Below are 17,534 nucleotides of genomic sequence, written 5' to 3'. Positions count from 1 at the left end.
ATTACATTTTTCTATCTCTTAAAATGGCCCGTAATTGATAAAATAAGCAATCACAACGGCTATTAGACCAATCACATATTGAATAAGGACTAACGGCAACACCCATTTTGCCCACTTTGTCCATGAAATCCCCGCAATCGCTAAGCCAGCCATCAATGTTCCAGCCGTTGGGAAGATAATATTTCCGATGCCGTCTGCAAAAGAAAAAGATAATACAGCCGTTTGTCGCGTAATATCAAGCAAATCTGCAAGAGGGGTCATGATTGGCATCGTCAGCATCGCATGACCCGTTCCAGACGCTAAAATAAGATGAATCAGCGCTTGGAAGTTGTAGATTCCGATGACGCTTAAATATCCCGGAATATGTTGAATAGCTCCAGATACTTGATGAAGCATAGGGTCTACAATATGACCTTCATTTAAAACAACAAGAACTGCGCGAGAAACTCCAATAACAAGCGCTCCTCCAACTAGTGCTGCTGCCCCGTTTGTAAACGACTTAACCGTATTTTCAACAGAGAGCCTTCCAATAATCCCAATCACCACTGTCAAAATCACAAACAGAGAGGCAATTTCAGTAATGTACCACTTATATTTAATAACACCAAAAGCAAGAATTACATAGTTAACAAGAAATGCTGCCATAATCCATTTATGCTTTCTAGTTAACTTCGCATCAGAGTTTAAAAGTTTATGTGCATTAGTTATGCTGTATTTTCCGTATGTTCCTATAGAAGGACTTCTTTTCACTTTCATCGCATATCGGTAGACAAACCATACTGAAACAGCATAAACAACTACGAATAAGATGAGACGAAAGCCCATTCCAGAAAACATAGGAAGCTCTGCTACTCCTTGTGCAACACCTACTGTAAATGGATTCATAACAGCCGTAGTAAAACCAGCCGATGCGCCAATTAAAACAATAGCAGTCCCTGTTAATGCATCGAATCCAAGAGCAAGTGCCAGCGGAATTAAAAGAGGAATATAAGCTAGCGTTTCTTCCGCCATCCCCATTAAAGAACCGCCTACCGCAAAAAATAGCATCATAACAGGAATTAATAATTTTTCTCTAGTAGCAAGCTTTTTAGCCATCGTTGTAATCAATACATCTACTGTCCCCGTAGCGCTTAGTACACCAAAGAAACCGCCGATAATTAATACAAAAAAGATAATGTCGGCTCCTTCTACCATTCCTGTATGTATCGCTTTGACCATATCAAAGAATCCAACAGGTGTAGAACCAATCCATTTAAACGACTGAGGATCTACCGTTGTTCGTCCGTCTACTTCTACACGTGCGTATTCTCCGGCTGGCAAGATATACGTTAAAATAGTAGCAATCACAAGAAAGCCTAACAATAAAGCAAAAACGTTTATTTTTCTCTCTTTTTTCCGTACCTTATTTAATGAACTCATTTCCTTTTGCGGTTCACTCATTCTTCTTCTCCCCTTCATTGTGAAATAGTAACTTTAAACAGACATCTCGTTCTTTAAAAGCAGCTTCCTTATCTGCAGCTACACATTGCTCCTTTCTCTTGTGTTCTTCACATATAGTACAAGCAATTTTCGTGCCAACGTATAACCGTTTAATTTTCTGAATTATGATATAATTAAAATGTATTTTAGGTGTTAATTGGGTGTTTTTTAAAATTTAATAACGCCAATTAAGAAGCTAGTTGATAGAAAATCTGGAGCATGAAACCATTAGCTAGTTCTTTTTTTAAAAAGGGGCAAAACGAAAGATAAAAGAATTTAATCTATAGACATAAAAAAATACTACACTCAAATGGCTAGCTGAAAAACATGCGGATTACAAACTTACAAAAGTGGCTGCTACAGTAGAACACGCACTTTATCAAACGCTTCAAGATGAAGTGAAAACGAAAGATTTAGGCGGACATGCCTCTACATTGGAGTTTACAGCAGCTATTTTAGAGAAAATAAAATCCACGCAAAATTAACAGCAATTTATCCATTCTATAGAGGTGATCATAATGAAAAAAAGAAAGATTATTATGGACTGTGATCCAGGTCATGATGATGCTATTGCTATTATTTTGGCTGCCGCACGACCGGAATTAGATATTTTAGCGATCACAACTGTTTCGGGAAACGCAGAAATTGAAAAAACGACAGTGAACGCTTTGAAAGTGTGTGATTTAGTATTTTTACATAACGTGGTTGTCTCAAAAGGAGCAAGTGAACCATTGATTCGCACGCGTGAAAACGCTCCTAGTATACATGGTGATTCAGGGTTAGACGGCCCTGAGTTCCCTCCTCTGTCTCGCAGCTGGAGTGAAGAACACGGAGTAGATACTATTATACGAATGGTAAAAGAGTCAGAAGATCCCGTTACACTTTTACCTACAGGCCCTTTAACAAACATTGCCTTAGCTTTAATGAAAGCTCCAGAAATGAAAGAAGACATTGAAGAGATTATCCTTATGGGCGGTGGAACCTTCGGGAACTGGACACCAACGGCTGAGTTTAATATTTGGGCAGATCCAGAAGCGGCTAAAAAAGTGTTCGATAGCGGCATCCCACTCGTAGTAATGGGGTTAGATATTACGCATCAAGCCGTTGCAACAGATGACGTTATTAACCAAGTCATGAACATCGATAATAACGTAGCAAAAAAGGTCGGGGAATTATTAGCATTTTTTAAATCTGCCTATAAAGAAACCTTTGGATTTAATGGCCCTCCTGTTCACGATGTATTGACCGTTGCTTATTGTGTAGCTCCAGAACTATTTACGCTAAAAGAAGTTAATATTGTAGTAGAAACACGCGGAGAATACACGGCTGGAACAACTTCAGTTGATTTGCTTGGAGTCACAGGGAGGAAACCCAATGCTAAATTCGGTTTAACTCTTGATGTAGACGGATTTTGGAATTTAATGATTAAGGCTCTCAAAACATATTCAGCTTCGTAATGTTCATCTAGAAGATAAATTTTATAGAGGCAGCACCAGAACGTCGAGTTCACAACTTGCTGGTGCTGTCTTACGTTTATTCATACTATCTAGCTGTTTTTTTCGCTTTTTGATTGAGCATTAAAGTAATGATTGAAGCAACAATCACACCTGTAATCAAGCAGTTGGATATATCTTTATAAATTACTCCCATTACTGTCCCGCCTATAACACCTACACTAATGAGTGAAATCCGTTCTCTTTGGTTCATAATTTATCCCTCCATCTTTTTTAACAAAATATTTAATTTATGAAGAGCAAACTGCAGGTCTATTTGCTCTTCTTCATTTAATTTGGAGATATTTGTATTGAAATTACTATAAATCCCTCTCCATTTTTCTTCTTGAATATTTTTTCCTTTAGACGTTAATGAGACTAAAACTGCACGCTTATCTCGCGGATCAGGCATTTTGATTAAATATCCTTCATTTTCTAATTCACTGATAACATTCGTTAACTGTTGTTTGGCAATATTTAATCCATTACTAATTTCCTTAATATTCAAATCTCTTTTTTTCATATACATGAATTCAACTACGTGATTTTGTAAATGTGTTAATTTCACTTCATTCTTGTTTAAGTTCTTAAAGTTTTCAAATAAAACCGGTATTAAAGCGATATATTCCTTAGCCAGTTTTTCCTCCATAAGATACTCACCTTCTTTAGTAAATATATTATTACTAATTTTAAATAAAAACAATATAAATAGTTTATTTTAGTAAAAATATATTTACTAAAATCCATACACACTTCTAAAGTTATGTTATCTCGCTCTAAAAAAAAGTTTATTAATCCTATGTAAGCAGCTATTTAACGATAAAAAAAGCAAGGAAGTATACTCCCTTACTTTCTGTTTACAACTCCCGTTAAAAAATTCAAAAATACATGTACGCCTGCTTTTACAGTTATTTCTCTTACATCACGCAGCGGATCTAGACAAACGATATCCATTGCTTGAACAAGCGGATGACTCCCAGCCGTGTATACCGCTTCAAACAATTCCTCCGTTCTCATTCCCCCTGTGGTTCCTGCTGGAACTCCAGGTGCGTAAGCAATATCTAACACGTCCATATCAACGGTTAAATAGATCATGTCTACTTCTTTGCTCAGCTGTTTTAGTACTTCTTTCACCGTATGAGTTACTCCCGCTTTTCTTGCTTGCAGTAGCGTTACATAATGAACGCCTTTGCTATCCGCATATTCCTTTAACGATTTTGAGTTGTAAAACCCGTGAAGCCCAATATTCCATACATGAGTTGCATCAATTGTGTTGCTTTCAATTAAATTTCGTATGGGTGTTCCGTTAGAAGGGCCATTGTCTTCTAAGCTTCGTAAGTCAAAGTGCGTATCAAACTGTAAAATTCCTATTTTCTGTTCGGGATGTGACTCTTTCCATCCTTTTACTAACATAGCTGTAATGGAGTGGTCTCCTCCGAGCATAACAGGCAGCGCATGCGGATGACATTTCCGCATAGACATCATCGCTTCTTTTATATACTGATGAGACTTCTCTATATCCGTTACGTGCTGTTTGACGTCACCTAAATCCAACACTGACAAGGAAGTCAAATCCGTATCATACTCAATATGATACGGATTAAAGGATTTCCAGAGTTTCCTCATGGCCATTGGCGTCTCACTGGCTCCAGAAGCGCTAATGGAGGATCTTGAAAGAGGCACGCCCAAAACCGTAATATCTATCGATGTAAAGTCGACTTTGCACCCATCTTCAACTGTCTGAATCCAATCACTTACTTTTGGGTCAGAAGTACTTTGACGCTGCCAGCAAAAAGGCGGTCGATCAAGCTGTGGGTACGGATAGTTCATGTAAAACACCGCCTTCAACCACAACTTTCCCATCTTTTAATACCGTGTCTACAAGATTTACGGCATAGTTATACTGCAGCGTTTGGTAATTGGGCGCATCAAATAGCACTAAATCGGCTTTTTTACCTACTTCAATACTTCCGATTTGATCCCCTTTGCCAATGGCATGAGCCGCGTTGATCGTACAGGCTGTTAAAACTTCTGCTGGCGTCATTTTCATCGTTAAACAAGCTAAATTCATAATAAACGGCAGCGATTCCGTAGGAGAAGACCCTGGGTTTCGATCTGTAGACAAAGCAACCGGTACCCCTGCTTCGATCATTTTTCTAGCACGCGCCGGCTCTTCCATTAAAAAGAATGCAGTACCCGGCAATAGAACGGCTATAACTCCGCTTTCAGCCATTTGCTTAATTCCTTGATCCGATGCTTTTAATAAATGATCCGCAGACACAGCTCCCACTTTAGCCGCTAATTCTGCCCCGCCAAAAGACACAATTTCATCGGCGTGGATTTTAGGTTTTAGTCCGTATGCTTTTCCAGCTTGTAAAATACGCTCTGACTGTTCAACTGTAAACACACCTTCTTCACAAAATACATCACAAAACTCCGCTAGCTCTTCTTTTGCAACAATTGGTATCATTTCTTCAATAACGTGTTGAACAAACGCATCTTCATTCCCTTTGTACTCAACCGGCACCGCATGAGCTCCCATAAAGGTTGAAACAACATCTACTGGATGCTGTTCATTCAGTTTCTTCGCTACTTTTAATTGTTTGATTTCATCTTTAAGATTTAAACCGTACCCGCTTTTGGCTTCGACAGTTGTAACTCCGTACTGCAGAAATTTATTTAAACGTTTTGTAGATTGCTTGATTAGCTCCTCTTCTGTTGCTTGTCGTGTACTAACGGTTGTTTGTAAAATTCCTCCTCCCGCTTTTAAAATATCAATATACTTTGCCCCGTTTAAGCGCATTTCTAATTCTTTTTCACGACTGCCTCCAAACACAAGGTGAGTGTGGGGATCAATTAACCCAGGCGTTACGATTTTTCCTTCGGCATCAATTATATTAATAGGTTCATGGATATGCTCAAGGTATTCCTGCGCTTTGACGTCAGGTCCAACAAATACAATTCTTCCATTTTTCACGAGTACGCTGCCATTTTCAATGATTCCTAGAGCTGACATTTCTTCCTCTCGTCTAGGCTTACTTCCGCCTTTAACCGTAATGACTTGTTCAGCGCATTTGATATACGTAATAGTCATACGTATCCCTCCTTTTTTATTCATGTAACGCAGGAATTTGTATCCCTTTTTCTTTTGCAGTTTGAATGGCCTTATCATAGCCGGCGTCTACATGACGAACAACACCCATGCCAGGGTCTGTTGTTAAAACACGTTCTAGACGTTTGGCGGCATCTTCCGTCCCGTCTGCTACTACAACCATTCCAGCGTGCAGAGAATACCCCATACCTACTCCTCCTCCGTGGTGAACGGATACCCAGCTTGCGCCTGCTGCCGTATTGACTAATGCATTTAAAATAGGCCAGTCTGCTACTGCATCACTGCCATCTTTCATTGCTTCAGTTTCACGATTTGGCGAAGCCACAGAACCGGCATCTAGATGATCTCTGCCAATAACGATAGGCGCTGACAGCTCTCCGTTTGCTACCATGTCATTAATAATTTTTCCGAAGCGCGCTCTTTCTCCGTAGCCTAGCCAGCAGATACGAGCCGGCAACCCTTGAAATTCAATTTTTTCTCTCGCCATTTTAATCCAGTTGCAAAGATGCGTATTATCCGAAAACTCACGTAAAATGACTTCATCTGTTTTATAAATATCTTCTGGGTTTCCTGACAAAGCGACCCACCTGAACGGTCCTTTTCCTTCACAGAACTGCGGACGGATGTACGCTGGGACAAATCCCGGGAAATCAAATGCATTCGCGACACCTTCATCGAGCGCCACTTGGCGAATATTATTGCCATAGTCAAAAGCAACCGCGCCTTTTCTTTGCATCTCTAACATAGCTTGAACGTGAATAGCCATACTTGCTTTTGATTGTTTTATATATTCATTTGGATTTGTATTCCGCAATTTTTCTCCTTCTGCTAAGCTGACTCCAATCGGCAAATATCCGTTAAGCGGATCATGTGCCGATGTTTGATCTGTCACAATATCTGGGATAAATCCTCGCTTTATCATTTCAGGAAGAATCTCGGCTGCATTTCCAACTAATCCAATGGACAGCGCTTTGCCCAATCTTTTTGCATCTTCAGCTAACTTGATTGCATCAGCTACACTTTCGACTACCGTATCGCAATACTTTGTTTCGATACGTTTTTCAACACGCGTGCGATCAACATCAATTCCAATGACAACGCCGCCTGCCATCGTAACGGCTAGTGGTTGTGCACCTCCCATTCCTCCTAATCCAGCTGTTAACGTAATGGTTCCTTTCAAAGTTCCGTTAAAATGCTGGTTGGCACACTCAGCAAATGTTTCATACGTTCCTTGAACAATGCCTTGGCTTCCGATATAAATCCAGCTTCCTGCAGTCATTTGCCCGTACATCATTAACCCTTTTTTATCGAGCTCATGGAACGTCTCCCAATTCGCAAAAGCAGGAACAAGATTTGAATTTGCTAATAAAACACGCGGCGCATCACTGTGCGTTTTAAAAACCGCAACCGGCTTGCCGGACTGTATGAGAAGCGTTTCATCTTCTTCTAATTCTTTTAACGTATCTACAATACGATCGAACGCCTCCCAGTTACGGGCTGCTTTTCCGATCCCTCCGTATACGACTAACTTTTCCGGATGCTCTGCTACTTCGGAATCTAAATTGTTTAGAAGCATGCGAAGAGCGGCTTCTTGTACCCAGCCTTTTGTCGTTAGTTCTGTTCCACGAGGTGCTTTTATTCCACTTTGTTTTGTCTCCATTTCGTTTTCCTCCTCTATAAAAATGAAAAACTGTTAAACTAACTTTTTATTACAGTGCTAGTTCATAATTCGTATCTTGCACAAAAGTTTTGAAATCAGCTGCTAACGCCTCAATATCACGTGAGAAAATTCGATCTTTCATAATGGTTGGTACGGTTTTTCTAATTCTTGAATACATTTTTCTTGTTTCTGAAGCAAGTTTATCCACTCCTTGAATATCGGCTGCTTGAGCCGCACAAATTGCTTCGATTGATAGAACTCTTCTTGTATTTTGGATAATTTGATAAGCATGACGTGCAGCAGTCGTTCCCATGCTGACATGGTCTTCTTGATTCGCTGAAGATGGGATAGAATCAACACTTGATGGATGCGCTAATACTTTATTTTCGGAAACTAATGAAGCCGCAGCGTATTGAGTAATCATGAGCCCGGACTCTAGACCTGGATCTGCACTTAAAAATGCGGGCAGCCCGCTAAGCTGAGGGTTTACTATTCGTTCAATGCGCCGTTCAGAAATATTCCCAAGCTCCGCCATTGCAATTCCTAGAAAATCCATAGCAAACGCAATGGGCTGCCCGTGAAAATTCCCTCCAGAAATTACTTTGCCGCTGTCAGCAAAGATGAGCGGGTTATCAGTTGCTGAATTAATCTCAATTAACAGCTTTTCTTTTACATAATTTAAAACTTGATAAATAGCACCATGAACTTGAGGAATGCAGCGCAGTGAATAAGCATCTTGCACTCTTATTTGACCTTGAGAAGTAGTTAATTGACTGCCTTCTAAGTACGAAAGAATTCGGGCAGCTACCTGCTGTTGTTCCGGGTAAGGTCTTACTGCATGTGACTCAGGCATGAATGCTTCTACAATACCTTGCAGACCTTCTAATGTCAGTGCTGCAATTCCGTCAGCAAGATCAGCGAGCTTTTGAGCTTCAAGGTACGAAACTACTCCTACAGCCGTCATTGCCTGAGTGCCGTTGATTAAAGCTAGCCCTTCTTTTGCCTGTAATTGTATAGGTTCAAGCCCTGCTAGCTTTAAAGCATCTTCTCCTTGCATTCGCTGACCATTATATACAGCTTCTCCTTCTCCAACTAGCAGCAGCGCTAGATGTGATAACGGGGCTAAGTCACCGCTAGCTCCAAGCGAACCTTGACTCGGGATAACCGGTACTACGTTTTGGTTTAAGCAATCGATAAGAAGCTGCAAGGTTTCCAGTCGTATTCCGGAATACCCTTTAGCTAATGCGTTCGCTCGTAAAAGCAGCATGACTCTGCTTACTTCTAACGAAAATGGCTCTCCTAGTCCGCAGGCATGACTGCGAATCAGGTTAATCTGCAGATCAGCTAAGTCTGTTTTTGAAATAACCGTATCACTAAACTTTCCAAATCCCGTATTCACTCCGTAAATTACGTTGTTGTTCGTAATGCTCTCTTCAACTAACGTTCTGCTTTTTTGTATATGTTCAACTGCGTGATCGCTAATTTTCACGGAGTATCCTTGGTAAATAACTTTGTAAATTTGGTCGAACGTCAGTGAATTTCCATCAATTTGAATAAACATCATACCCGCTCCCTTGTTAAACTGTAGACTGCCTTTTCTTTTTGAACACAAAAAGGGGCTATATCAAAGAGGAAACAAGCTCCTTTTGATATAGCCCCCTATAAACTAACCTACTTACACTATGGGCTTTTATTAATAATCAGTATTTCACTTATACATACAATCGCTAAATGACTAAATCACTATACACTTTAAGCTGTACAACTTAAAGCAACTAGGGTACCTACACTAAGTATTACGCTGAATTAATCATTTGTCAATTATTATTTAAGAAAATTTTAAATAATCTGAAATAAAATCGTTATTTCTTATAGCAGCGATGATTCACGGCTGCACAATTTTATTTTTTAAACGTTATCGGACGTTCATGTCGCTTGGGTGCGGACCTTTGCGGCGGTTGCTGTTTAATCCATTAATCTCTGCCATATCATCAGCAGTAAGTTCAAAATCAAACACGTTAAAGTTTTCTTCTATTCTAGACGGTGTAACTGACTTAGGAATGACAATTGTGTTGTTCTGTAAGTGCCAGCGCAATACAACTTGAGCCGGAGTTTTGCTATGTACTTCAGCAATTTTTTGAATAACCTCGTCTTGTAACACTTCTCCTCCTTGATCAAGAGGGCTCCATGCTTCCACGAAAATATTATGTTTGGCGCAAAACTCTTTTAATTCATTTTGAGCAAGATACGGATGGCACTCAATTTGGTTTAAAACAGGCGTTACGTCACATTCATTTAACAAGCGCTCCAAATGCTCAATTTCAAAGTTGCAGACGCCAATTGCTTTTACTTTGCCATCGTGATAAAGCTTTTCTAATGCTTTATACGTCTCCACATACTCATCATATTGAGGAGTAGGCCAGTGAATCAAATATAAATCCACATAATCAAGTCCTAATCGTTCTAGGCTTTCATCAAACGCACGTAGTGCATTTTCATAGCCTTGGTCGCTGTTCCAAACTTTTGTTGTAATAAACAGCTCTTCCCGAGGAACAGAAGATTCTTTAATCGCTTGACCTACTCCTTCTTCATTTTTATAAATCATAGCTGTGTCGATAGAGGTATATCCAACTTCAATTGCTTTTGACACTGCAGCTGCTGCTTTGTTATCTTCTACTTGCCATACGCCAAATCCAAGCTGAGGCATTTTTAAGCCGTTGTTTAATGTGACAATATTCATTTTACATGTCTCCTTTTTTGTTAAAAAGTTCAAAGTTTTAATGATGGTGCCAGCCGATCAGCATAGCAACCTGGCCCATTATAATGCCGACTGGGATTCCTACAATCATGGCTCCAAATCGAAATTTAAAAGACCATGCCCGCGGTACAAGGGAAAACAAATAAATCATACTCATCGTTGCCATACATGTACTGCTAAAGAAACTGACGATAGTGTGTAAATTTGGCATTCCTTCTCCTCATTTCACTAGAACATTTGCGCCTTTTCAATTTCATCATTTATCTTTTGTTCTAATGCCTATGTTTTCGCAGCCGACATAGTTACATTCGTCAAAGGGTTCCGTAATCCTGCTTCAATCAGCTAAAAATACTTTACCTACGTAACTTTTTTAATTAAAACGAATATGTGCTTTTAACTGAGAAGTTGTGTATAATTTCCGTATATACAAAATAATAAGAATTTTTTATTTCAAAGAGAAACTGTACATCCTCTGTAAGGCAATCATACATATTTGCAAGAGTTAACGAAAGGAATGGATATAAAAATGGCGATTGAAAGAGTAAAAGCATATTTTAAACAATATGGCATGGAGAATCGAATTATTGAAATGGATGAGTCCAGTGCTACTGTAGAACTGGCAGCGCAAGCTTTAAAATGTGAGCCGCAACGGATCGCAAAAAGTCTTTCTTTTAACGCAGAAGGAACCGTTCTATTAATTGTGGCAGCAGGAGATGCGAAAATTGATAATCGAAAATATAAAGAAGAGTTCGGAACCAAAGCAAAAATGCTTGGAGCAAGTGAAGTAGAAACGCTGATTGGTCATGCCGTAGGCGGAGTATGCCCATTTGCCGTTAATGAAGGTGTTCACGTGTATCTAGATGAATCTCTGAAACGTTTTGTTACCGTTTTCCCTGCCTGTGGAAGTGGAAATAGTGCAATTGAATTAACAATACCCGAACTAGAAGAATTTTCGAAATGCTTAAAATGGGTTAATGTGTGCAAAGGATGGAATGAATAACTTAGGTAAATTAAGGTACAGATATACATAAAATAAATCAATCAGTACGCCAATAAGCTGAAACAGTTTTTTGTTTCAGCTCATTGGCGTACCTAAACGAATTTATGAAACAGCTTAACCCAACCTAGGTAAGAAACCCCTAAGAGAAATACAAAAAGAAATAGTAAAGGAATGTTCCTAGGGATAAAAAGCCAGCCGTCTAACGTATTCCACAGAAATTCACTTTTATTTGCTTTTCTCATCATTTTCACCTCAAGCAGATTTACTATTTTGTATTCAAAAATTCTTTTACATAGTTATATACAGTATCTTCAACTTATGACCTTTTTTCAAGAAAAACGCGCACGAAAAATGGACTGAATCTGAATCTTCTTAATGTATACCTGTTATGTACTCATTCATCGTCTTAGTTTCATCTGTAAAAAAGAAGAAGCCTACATGTTTAGATGCAGGCTTCTTCTCGTTGATTCAGTCTTTCCTTTGTTTGCCTAGTCAGGCCCTTTCGTTACGTATATCGGTTCATAACCAAAGTGCCTTGCGTGAGATACGGATATCTACTTTCAATTTGCGGTAATACATTTGCTGAAGTCGCTGTTAAGCCTTTCAAAACTAATCAGTCCCTTCAAACGCTAAGTATTTAACCTTTCACAACAACCATTTGCATGATAGCTGCTGTACTATATGTGTACCCCGTATTTATATAGTAAAACCTAAAAAAAACAATTTTTTATTACATGTAATTTTCTAGACTTTATAGCAAAGAAAAGTTAGATAGTATAGGTGAAAGAAGCACGACAGCCATTAGCGCTCTACTGTTCAGATTCACGCATTCAAAGAAAAAATCTGAACTTGAAATTCAAAAAATTATTTAATGTATGGTTTCATCAATTTTTTGAAATGCATCTTCAAGTGAAGTATATCCGTTTGTTTCTCCTTCGTTACCTTGAAGAGTCCATTCTTGCTTTTCGACTGCTAATTTCCCGTCTTTATCTTTTAGATAAGGTCTGTTAACCATAAACACATGATCATTCTTTTTTACTGTGTAGCCAAGATAATAGTGATTACCTTCTCCTTCCTCTTCATATACGGAGACGCCTTGAAGGTTATATTTGTTTAAAATGTCATCCATATGATGAGTCAGTTCACTTACAATCGCTTCTCTTCCTACATATTCCACATTTCATACCCCTTTTCATTTCGATTTATACTTAGCATTCCCTTGAGCATATTCAATTACACTATCTTTCAAACGTTGTATGAACAAAGCAAGTCAATATAATAGTCATTCATTACATAGTAATAAAAAAGCTACCTCACTATAATGCAACGAAAAAACATTGCTAAGTGAAGTAGCTTTTTTGTTACCGAAATCTACAGAGAAACTTGATTATAGTTCAGTTAAAATAATCGGTTCACCGTTTGTTACAACAATCGTATGTTCACATTGTGCTACAAGACTATTATCAGGTGTAACAAACGTCCAGCCGTCGTCTCCGCGTTCAATGATATGATCAGCCTTCATAGAGATAAACGGCTCTACAGCAATAACAAGACCTTTTTTCAAGAGGGCTTTATCCATTGGATCATAATAGTTTAAAATGTGGTTAGGAGCGTCATGCAAGCTGCGGCCAACACCATGACCCGTTAAGTTTTCAATAACAGCATATCCGTTTTGGTGTGCAAAGTTAGAAACAGCACGACCAATTTGATTTTGTTTTGAACCAGCTTTTACTTTTTTCATAGCTGCCCAAAATGCATCTACTGCAGCTTGACACAGCTTTTCTTTTTCTTCGTCTTGTCCAATAACAAATGAAATACCCGTATCCGAATAATAGCCATCAAGTACTGCGGATACATCCACATTTACTAAATCGCCATCTTTTAATACGCGGTCTCCCGGAATACCGTGAGCCACTTCTTCGTTGACACTAATGCACGTTACACCTGGGAAATTATATTCTTTTTCAGGTGCAGAAATAGCACCGTGTTCATCTAATATTTTTTTACCGATCATATCAAGCTCTTTTGTTGTCATACCTGCTTTTGCTTGTTTTTTCATTTCTTCGCGCGCAAGTGCAACGATACGTCCAATTTTGCGTAAACTTTCTAAATCCTGTTCGTTACCAATAATCATAAAAAAACACTTTCCTTCCTCGAAATATATATCCTATCCGATTTTATCATATTTTTATGAGGATTTTTCAAAAGACCTTTTAAGAACTAAAATGTACGATTAATTAGACTAGTAAGATATTTATCATATGTAAAAATCCTCTTCATTAACCTATGAAATTCAAAAAAGCATGCTACTTCACCGCAGCATACTTTTTTATGTTATATAAAAGCTGCCTTAGTAAGCGGCAGCTTTCACAATTCCTTAATCCACTGTTTCAAATTTCACTTCATTAAACAAACTAGTAGAATTCCACACATTCAGCCCAGCATAACCTTCTGAAAAGGTAGGGTCCATCGTATCGATCACCGGCTTATCATCGAGATAAACTTGAATGTGTTCTCCTTCAGCCGTCACTTTTAGATGGTAATCCGTATTTGTCTTTAAATCCAGCTTTCCCCCATCATCGTAAATAATGAGATCCTTGCCTATTCCGTCTCTAAACGCAATGAGCTTTATTTGATTATTCAGCACATCTACATTCGCAGCATAAGCATTGTTTGCCTGTTCATCCGAACGGAATACTAGCGCTCCTGCTCCTGTAGAATTTGAAACAGAATCGTCTAACACCTTTATCTTTGCTTCATATGTGAAATTTTTTGCTTCTTTTGATGATAAGGTAAAGGAATCTTCTTTGCTTCGTCCTTGTTTTCCGTTAATCGTATCGGCCCATAGTCCGCTAATATTCTTCCATCCAGATAAGTTTGTATCAACAGGACTTTTATTCCAAATAGATTTTAACGGATACATCTTAAGAGAATTTAATTTTACAGCGCCTCCTTTGCTGTAAAGCTTTATTTTATTACTTGAAAGCGTCGGAAAGAGCTGGTCTGTTATTACTGCAGTGCCGTCATTGCCAAATACTTCTACAGACGAATGGTCTACAAACATATGGAGCTTAATCTTTCCCTCTTTTGGAAGCATGGGAGCAGAGTGTTTGCCTTTCACATTTTTACCAAAATTAAAACTTCCAGAGTGTGTTCGATCAACAGATAATTGCTGCTTGTTTATGTTATAGCTGACTTTTGTATTTTCGCTGCCTTCTTTTTGAATTTGAAAACCAAATTCTTGTGCATCTGTATTTGAAACATCGAATTCTGCAATGATTTCATATTTGTTTTCCTGTATGCCTGAAAGAAGATTTTTGTTTTCAGTAACCATCAGATTCTTCAACACCTTTTTTTCTTGCTTATTGCGAATTGAATCAATTGAAACAGGTATTTGTTTTAAACGAAGCCCTTTTGCTGTGTTGGTGAGTTCTATTTTTCTTGGGATTGACATAGAGCTTCTCCAAGTAGTAGTTGGGGTATTGTTGGCATATTGCCAGTTGCTCATCCAGCCTAGCCAATACTTTTCTCCGTTATCTCCTTCAACTCCGCTCCAATCTACAGCGGCATAAAAGTCGGCACCATAATCTGTCCAAAGCACTTCCTCTGGCGGGTTTTCATTTTTAAATGTTTTTCCGTCAAAATCACCAACAAAGTACTGCATACCTGAACCTCCAGCTGCCGCTCCATCATTGATGCTGACTTGCAGCACCCATTTTTTCTTTGTGCTGTCTCCATCAACCGGCAGTTGAAGTAAAGTAGGACACTCCCAAATGCCTCCGTTGCTTCCGTGAGTTGAATTCACCCATTCTCCTGACACTGTGTTCCAATCTGAAAGCTCTCCGCCTTCTCTTTGTTTAGCTTCCTCTGGTTCTTTTGCTACACTGTCTACTTTCTCCGGCATTTTTTCTGTATTAAATACATTTACATCATCTAGATTAATATGCCCCCATCCGCCTACAGCTTGATCAACGGCTTTAATGTACAGTACTTCTCCTATATACTTAGAAGCATCCCATACGTAGCGCTGGTACTTTTCATCTGCAAACTTTGTATTCGCTTGACGAATCAATTCTTTATCGTCGGATGCCCGGACTAAGGCTACATAGCGGTTTGTGGGGTCGTTTCCGCCTCCCATTAACAAATTAATTTCACCTGAACCGCTCAATTTAAAATAAGACGAATGTAATTCTCCAGTGGCATTATCGCCATCTTGCTTATCAGAAAAACCCCATAAATGATACTTTCCTTTTTGTTCAAAAAGACCGCTCCAATTTGCGGTTGCATCCGTTACATGATCGTTTGTGAATGCATTTCCCTTTATCGTTTTCCAGCCGGTGAGATCTCCTGTTTCAAAACTTTTATTTTTAATTTCTTTTTCATCTGTATCAATAAACTTTGTCATGTTAACGTCTTGAAACCGGACTGAAGATTGATTAACATGTAGTCCAAACAATCCTTTTGAAAAAGTTTCATCTTTTGCAGTAAGGGTGAAGTTATCGTCTATATGCAAATCAAGTTCATTTCCCGATGCAGTTACTTTTACTTGATGTGATTTGCTCGTATCAATTTTTTCGTTTGTTTCAGCAAGGACAGTTGAAATGCCATTTTGAAGTTTTACTAGTTTGATTGTATCCTTAGAAGCATCTACGCTAGCTATATATCCGTTTTTGGCTTCCGCGTCTGCTCGGAAAAGTAGCGCACCTGAACCATGGTTTTCATCTAAAAATGTCATATTTGACTCGTAAATGAACTGATCTCCCTGTTCTTCACTCATAATATATCCGTCGCTGTTAGATTTACCGATTTTTCCAGCAGCAGTATCATTCCACGTTCCCGTAATAGATTTCCAGTTAGATAGATTGGTTATGAAATTAGATTGATTCGTAAATTTAACATGACGAAAGACAGCTGTGGAATTCCATGCTGTTAGTCCAAACTGACCGTTTTCAAAAGATGCATCACTGCCTTCTAAAACCTGTTTTCCATTTAGCAGTATCTTAAAGTGGTGACTGTTTGCTTCTACTTTCACGTGATACGCTTGTGACGTATCCAGCCTCATTGGCTTTGAAACAACGGTCGTTACGCTTCCTTTCTCTACTTTGTTAAGTGTTAAGAGGTTCTTTTCAGCATCTAAATTGACGGTATATGCGTTTGTTGCATCTTTATTAGAACGAAAAACAAGGCCTCCTGCACCTTCGCGTCCATTCTTTTCTACAAGCATAATTTCTCCCTCTAGAGTAAAAGATTGACCTTTTTGTTCAGACAAAGTATATGAGTAGGCACCGCTTTGACCGTTTGCTTGGATGCCTCCATCAGGTCCAAACTCACTTGCGTATTTCCAATTTTTCAAGTCAGGTGATGTATAAAACATAATTTTATCTTTAGCAGCTAAAGACATCATCCACTGCTTGGTTTGCTCGTGCCAAAACACTTTTGGATCCCGCCAGTCAGGAACTGGGGGATTTGGCATAACAGGATTTCCTTCATATTTGGTCCATGTTCTTCCGCTGTCCGTGCTGTATGCTAGACTTTGCACCTGCCCTTTACTGCCTGAGTGCGTAAAGATAGCTACCATCGCTTCTTTTCCAAATCCTGCGGTATTATTCCAATCGATAACGGCACTTCCTGAAAAGATCTCTCCGTTCTCATCTGGCGAAAGAGCAATCGGAAGGTGTTTCCATTTCACTAAGTCTGTACTAACTGCATGCCCCCAGTGCATAGGTCCCCAGGTGGTACCGTAAGGATAATACTGATAAAAAAGGTGGTACTCCCCGTTATAATAGACCATTCCATTTGGATCGTTCATCCAGTTCGCTTCTGGAGAAAAATGAAATTGATTCCGGTATTTTTCTTGATAATACCCTGTATTATCAGCTAATACAGGGTATACAGAAAACATACTTATGGAACAAGCGACTCCAATCATCAATAACTTTTTGACGGTTCTTTTCATCTTTCTTTCCTCCTTTATTGGCATACTGGCTATGCAAAACATGTTCACCAGCGGATGCTAGAAGAATAGATGACTC

At 38.9% G+C, this 17,534-nt stretch carries 15 protein-coding genes; 3 read left to right on the top strand and 12 right to left on the bottom strand.

Annotated elements, in window-relative coordinates:
* Window positions 1-18 precede the first annotated feature (18 nt).
* The gene (locus tag NST66_RS06610; RefSeq protein ID WP_028413919.1) at window positions 19-1,440 is read right to left on the bottom strand and encodes a YfcC family protein; all 1,422 of its coding nucleotides are present in this window, start codon (window positions 1,438-1,440) and stop codon (window positions 19-21) included.
* 389 nt (window positions 1,441-1,829) lie between these two features.
* Between NST66_RS06610 and NST66_RS06605 the strand changes: the two genes are divergently transcribed.
* Both NST66_RS06605 and NST66_RS06600 read left to right on the top strand, forming a co-directional pair.
* A complete protein-coding gene (locus NST66_RS06605; protein ID WP_258524438.1) occupies window positions 1,830-1,964 on the top strand; it encodes a hypothetical protein in 135 nt (44 codons plus the stop codon).
* 33 nt (window positions 1,965-1,997) lie between these two features.
* Window positions 1,998-2,936, top strand: coding sequence for a nucleoside hydrolase (locus NST66_RS06600; RefSeq protein ID WP_033578527.1), 939 nt, complete (start codon window positions 1,998-2,000; stop codon window positions 2,934-2,936).
* Window positions 2,937-3,021: 85 nt separating this feature from the next.
* Here the strand turns inward: NST66_RS06600 and NST66_RS06595 are convergent, their stop codons facing one another.
* The 8 genes from NST66_RS06595 to NST66_RS06560 all read right to left on the bottom strand — a co-directional run bounded on the left by NST66_RS06595 (window position 3,022) and on the right by NST66_RS06560 (window position 10,713).
* On the bottom strand, window positions 3,022-3,186 hold the full coding sequence (locus NST66_RS06595; protein ID WP_165573357.1) for a hypothetical protein: 165 nt from the start codon (window positions 3,184-3,186) through the stop codon (window positions 3,022-3,024).
* 3 nt (window positions 3,187-3,189) lie between these two features.
* Window positions 3,190-3,621, bottom strand: a complete 432-nt coding sequence (locus NST66_RS06590; protein ID WP_033578526.1) for a MarR family winged helix-turn-helix transcriptional regulator — start codon at window positions 3,619-3,621, stop codon at window positions 3,190-3,192.
* Window positions 3,622-3,818: 197 nt separating this feature from the next.
* Window positions 3,819-4,802 (bottom strand): formimidoylglutamase, encoded by a 984-nt coding sequence (gene hutG / locus NST66_RS06585; protein WP_033578525.1) that lies wholly within the window; start codon window positions 4,800-4,802, stop codon window positions 3,819-3,821.
* On the bottom strand, window positions 4,777-6,066 hold the full coding sequence (hutI, locus tag NST66_RS06580; protein WP_033578524.1) for an imidazolonepropionase: 1,290 nt from the start codon (window positions 6,064-6,066) through the stop codon (window positions 4,777-4,779). Before hutI ends, hutG begins: the two co-directional genes overlap by 26 nt.
* Window positions 6,067-6,082: 16 nt before the next feature.
* Window positions 6,083-7,744, bottom strand: coding sequence for a urocanate hydratase (hutU, locus tag NST66_RS06575; protein ID WP_049163815.1), 1,662 nt, complete (start codon window positions 7,742-7,744; stop codon window positions 6,083-6,085).
* 49 nt (window positions 7,745-7,793) lie between these two features.
* Window positions 7,794-9,305 (bottom strand): histidine ammonia-lyase, encoded by a 1,512-nt coding sequence (gene hutH, locus NST66_RS06570; protein WP_033578522.1) that lies wholly within the window; start codon window positions 9,303-9,305, stop codon window positions 7,794-7,796.
* Between the two features lie 354 nt (window positions 9,306-9,659).
* Window positions 9,660-10,484 (bottom strand): aldo/keto reductase, encoded by an 825-nt coding sequence (locus NST66_RS06565; protein WP_028413925.1) that lies wholly within the window; start codon window positions 10,482-10,484, stop codon window positions 9,660-9,662.
* 37 nt (window positions 10,485-10,521) lie between these two features.
* Window positions 10,522-10,713: a hypothetical protein gene (locus tag NST66_RS06560; RefSeq protein ID WP_033578521.1), complete on the bottom strand. Its 192-nt coding sequence runs from the start codon at window positions 10,711-10,713 to the stop codon at window positions 10,522-10,524.
* A 315-nt stretch (window positions 10,714-11,028) separates the two neighbouring features.
* Between NST66_RS06560 and NST66_RS06555 the strand changes: the two genes are divergently transcribed.
* Window positions 11,029-11,502, top strand: a complete 474-nt coding sequence (locus NST66_RS06555; RefSeq protein WP_033579493.1) for a YbaK/EbsC family protein — start codon at window positions 11,029-11,031, stop codon at window positions 11,500-11,502.
* Window positions 11,503-12,370: 868 nt separating this feature from the next.
* Here the strand turns inward: NST66_RS06555 and NST66_RS06550 are convergent.
* The 3 genes from NST66_RS06550 to NST66_RS06540 form a co-directional block, all read right to left on the bottom strand.
* Window positions 12,371-12,679, bottom strand: a complete 309-nt coding sequence (locus tag NST66_RS06550) for a DUF5634 family protein (RefSeq protein ID WP_028413927.1) — start codon at window positions 12,677-12,679, stop codon at window positions 12,371-12,373.
* A gap of 210 nt (window positions 12,680-12,889) precedes the next feature.
* Entirely contained in the window at window positions 12,890-13,636 is a 747-nt protein-coding gene (gene map / locus NST66_RS06545) for a type I methionyl aminopeptidase (RefSeq protein ID WP_014460782.1), read from the bottom strand.
* A 243-nt stretch (window positions 13,637-13,879) separates the two neighbouring features.
* Window positions 13,880-17,458, bottom strand: coding sequence for a GH32 C-terminal domain-containing protein (locus NST66_RS06540; RefSeq protein WP_155008587.1), 3,579 nt, complete (start codon window positions 17,456-17,458; stop codon window positions 13,880-13,882).
* Window positions 17,459-17,534: the final 76 nt, after the last annotated feature.

This window comes from Priestia sp. FSL W8-0524, from assembly GCF_038005965.1.
In the GTDB taxonomy this organism is placed as follows: Bacteria; Bacillota; Bacilli; order Bacillales; family Bacillaceae_H; genus Priestia; species Priestia zanthoxyli.
The sequence above is the reverse complement of the archived record's forward strand: the minus strand, read 5'-3'. Positions and strand labels throughout refer to the sequence as shown.

Bases quoted from the DNA above. Each gene is read 5' to 3' on its own strand.
- NST66_RS06610 (WP_028413919.1), bottom strand. From the start codon at position 1,440: ATGAGTGAACCGCAAAAGGAAATGAGTTCATTAAATAAGGTACGGAAA.
- NST66_RS06600 (WP_033578527.1), top strand. From the start codon at position 1,998: ATGAAAAAAAGAAAGATTATTATGGACTGTGATCCAGGTCATGATGAT.
- NST66_RS06595 (WP_165573357.1), bottom strand. From the start codon at position 3,186: ATGAACCAAAGAGAACGGATTTCACTCATTAGTGTAGGTGTTATAGGC.
- NST66_RS06590 (WP_033578526.1), bottom strand. From the start codon at position 3,621: ATGGAGGAAAAACTGGCTAAGGAATATATCGCTTTAATACCGGTTTTA.
- hutG (WP_033578525.1), bottom strand. From the start codon at position 4,802: ATGAACTATCCGTACCCACAGCTTGATCGACCGCCTTTTTGCTGGCAG.
- hutI (WP_033578524.1), bottom strand. From the start codon at position 6,066: ATGACTATTACGTATATCAAATGCGCTGAACAAGTCATTACGGTTAAA.
- hutU (WP_049163815.1), bottom strand. From the start codon at position 7,744: ATGGAGACAAAACAAAGTGGAATAAAAGCACCTCGTGGAACAGAACTA.
- hutH (WP_033578522.1), bottom strand. From the start codon at position 9,305: ATGTTTATTCAAATTGATGGAAATTCACTGACGTTCGACCAAATTTAC.
- NST66_RS06565 (WP_028413925.1), bottom strand. From the start codon at position 10,484: ATGAATATTGTCACATTAAACAACGGCTTAAAAATGCCTCAGCTTGGA.
- NST66_RS06560 (WP_033578521.1), bottom strand. From the start codon at position 10,713: ATGCCAAATTTACACACTATCGTCAGTTTCTTTAGCAGTACATGTATG.
- NST66_RS06555 (WP_033579493.1), top strand. From the start codon at position 11,029: ATGGCGATTGAAAGAGTAAAAGCATATTTTAAACAATATGGCATGGAG.
- map (WP_014460782.1), bottom strand. From the start codon at position 13,636: ATGATTATTGGTAACGAACAGGATTTAGAAAGTTTACGCAAAATTGGA.
- NST66_RS06540 (WP_155008587.1), bottom strand. From the start codon at position 17,458: ATGAAAAGAACCGTCAAAAAGTTATTGATGATTGGAGTCGCTTGTTCC.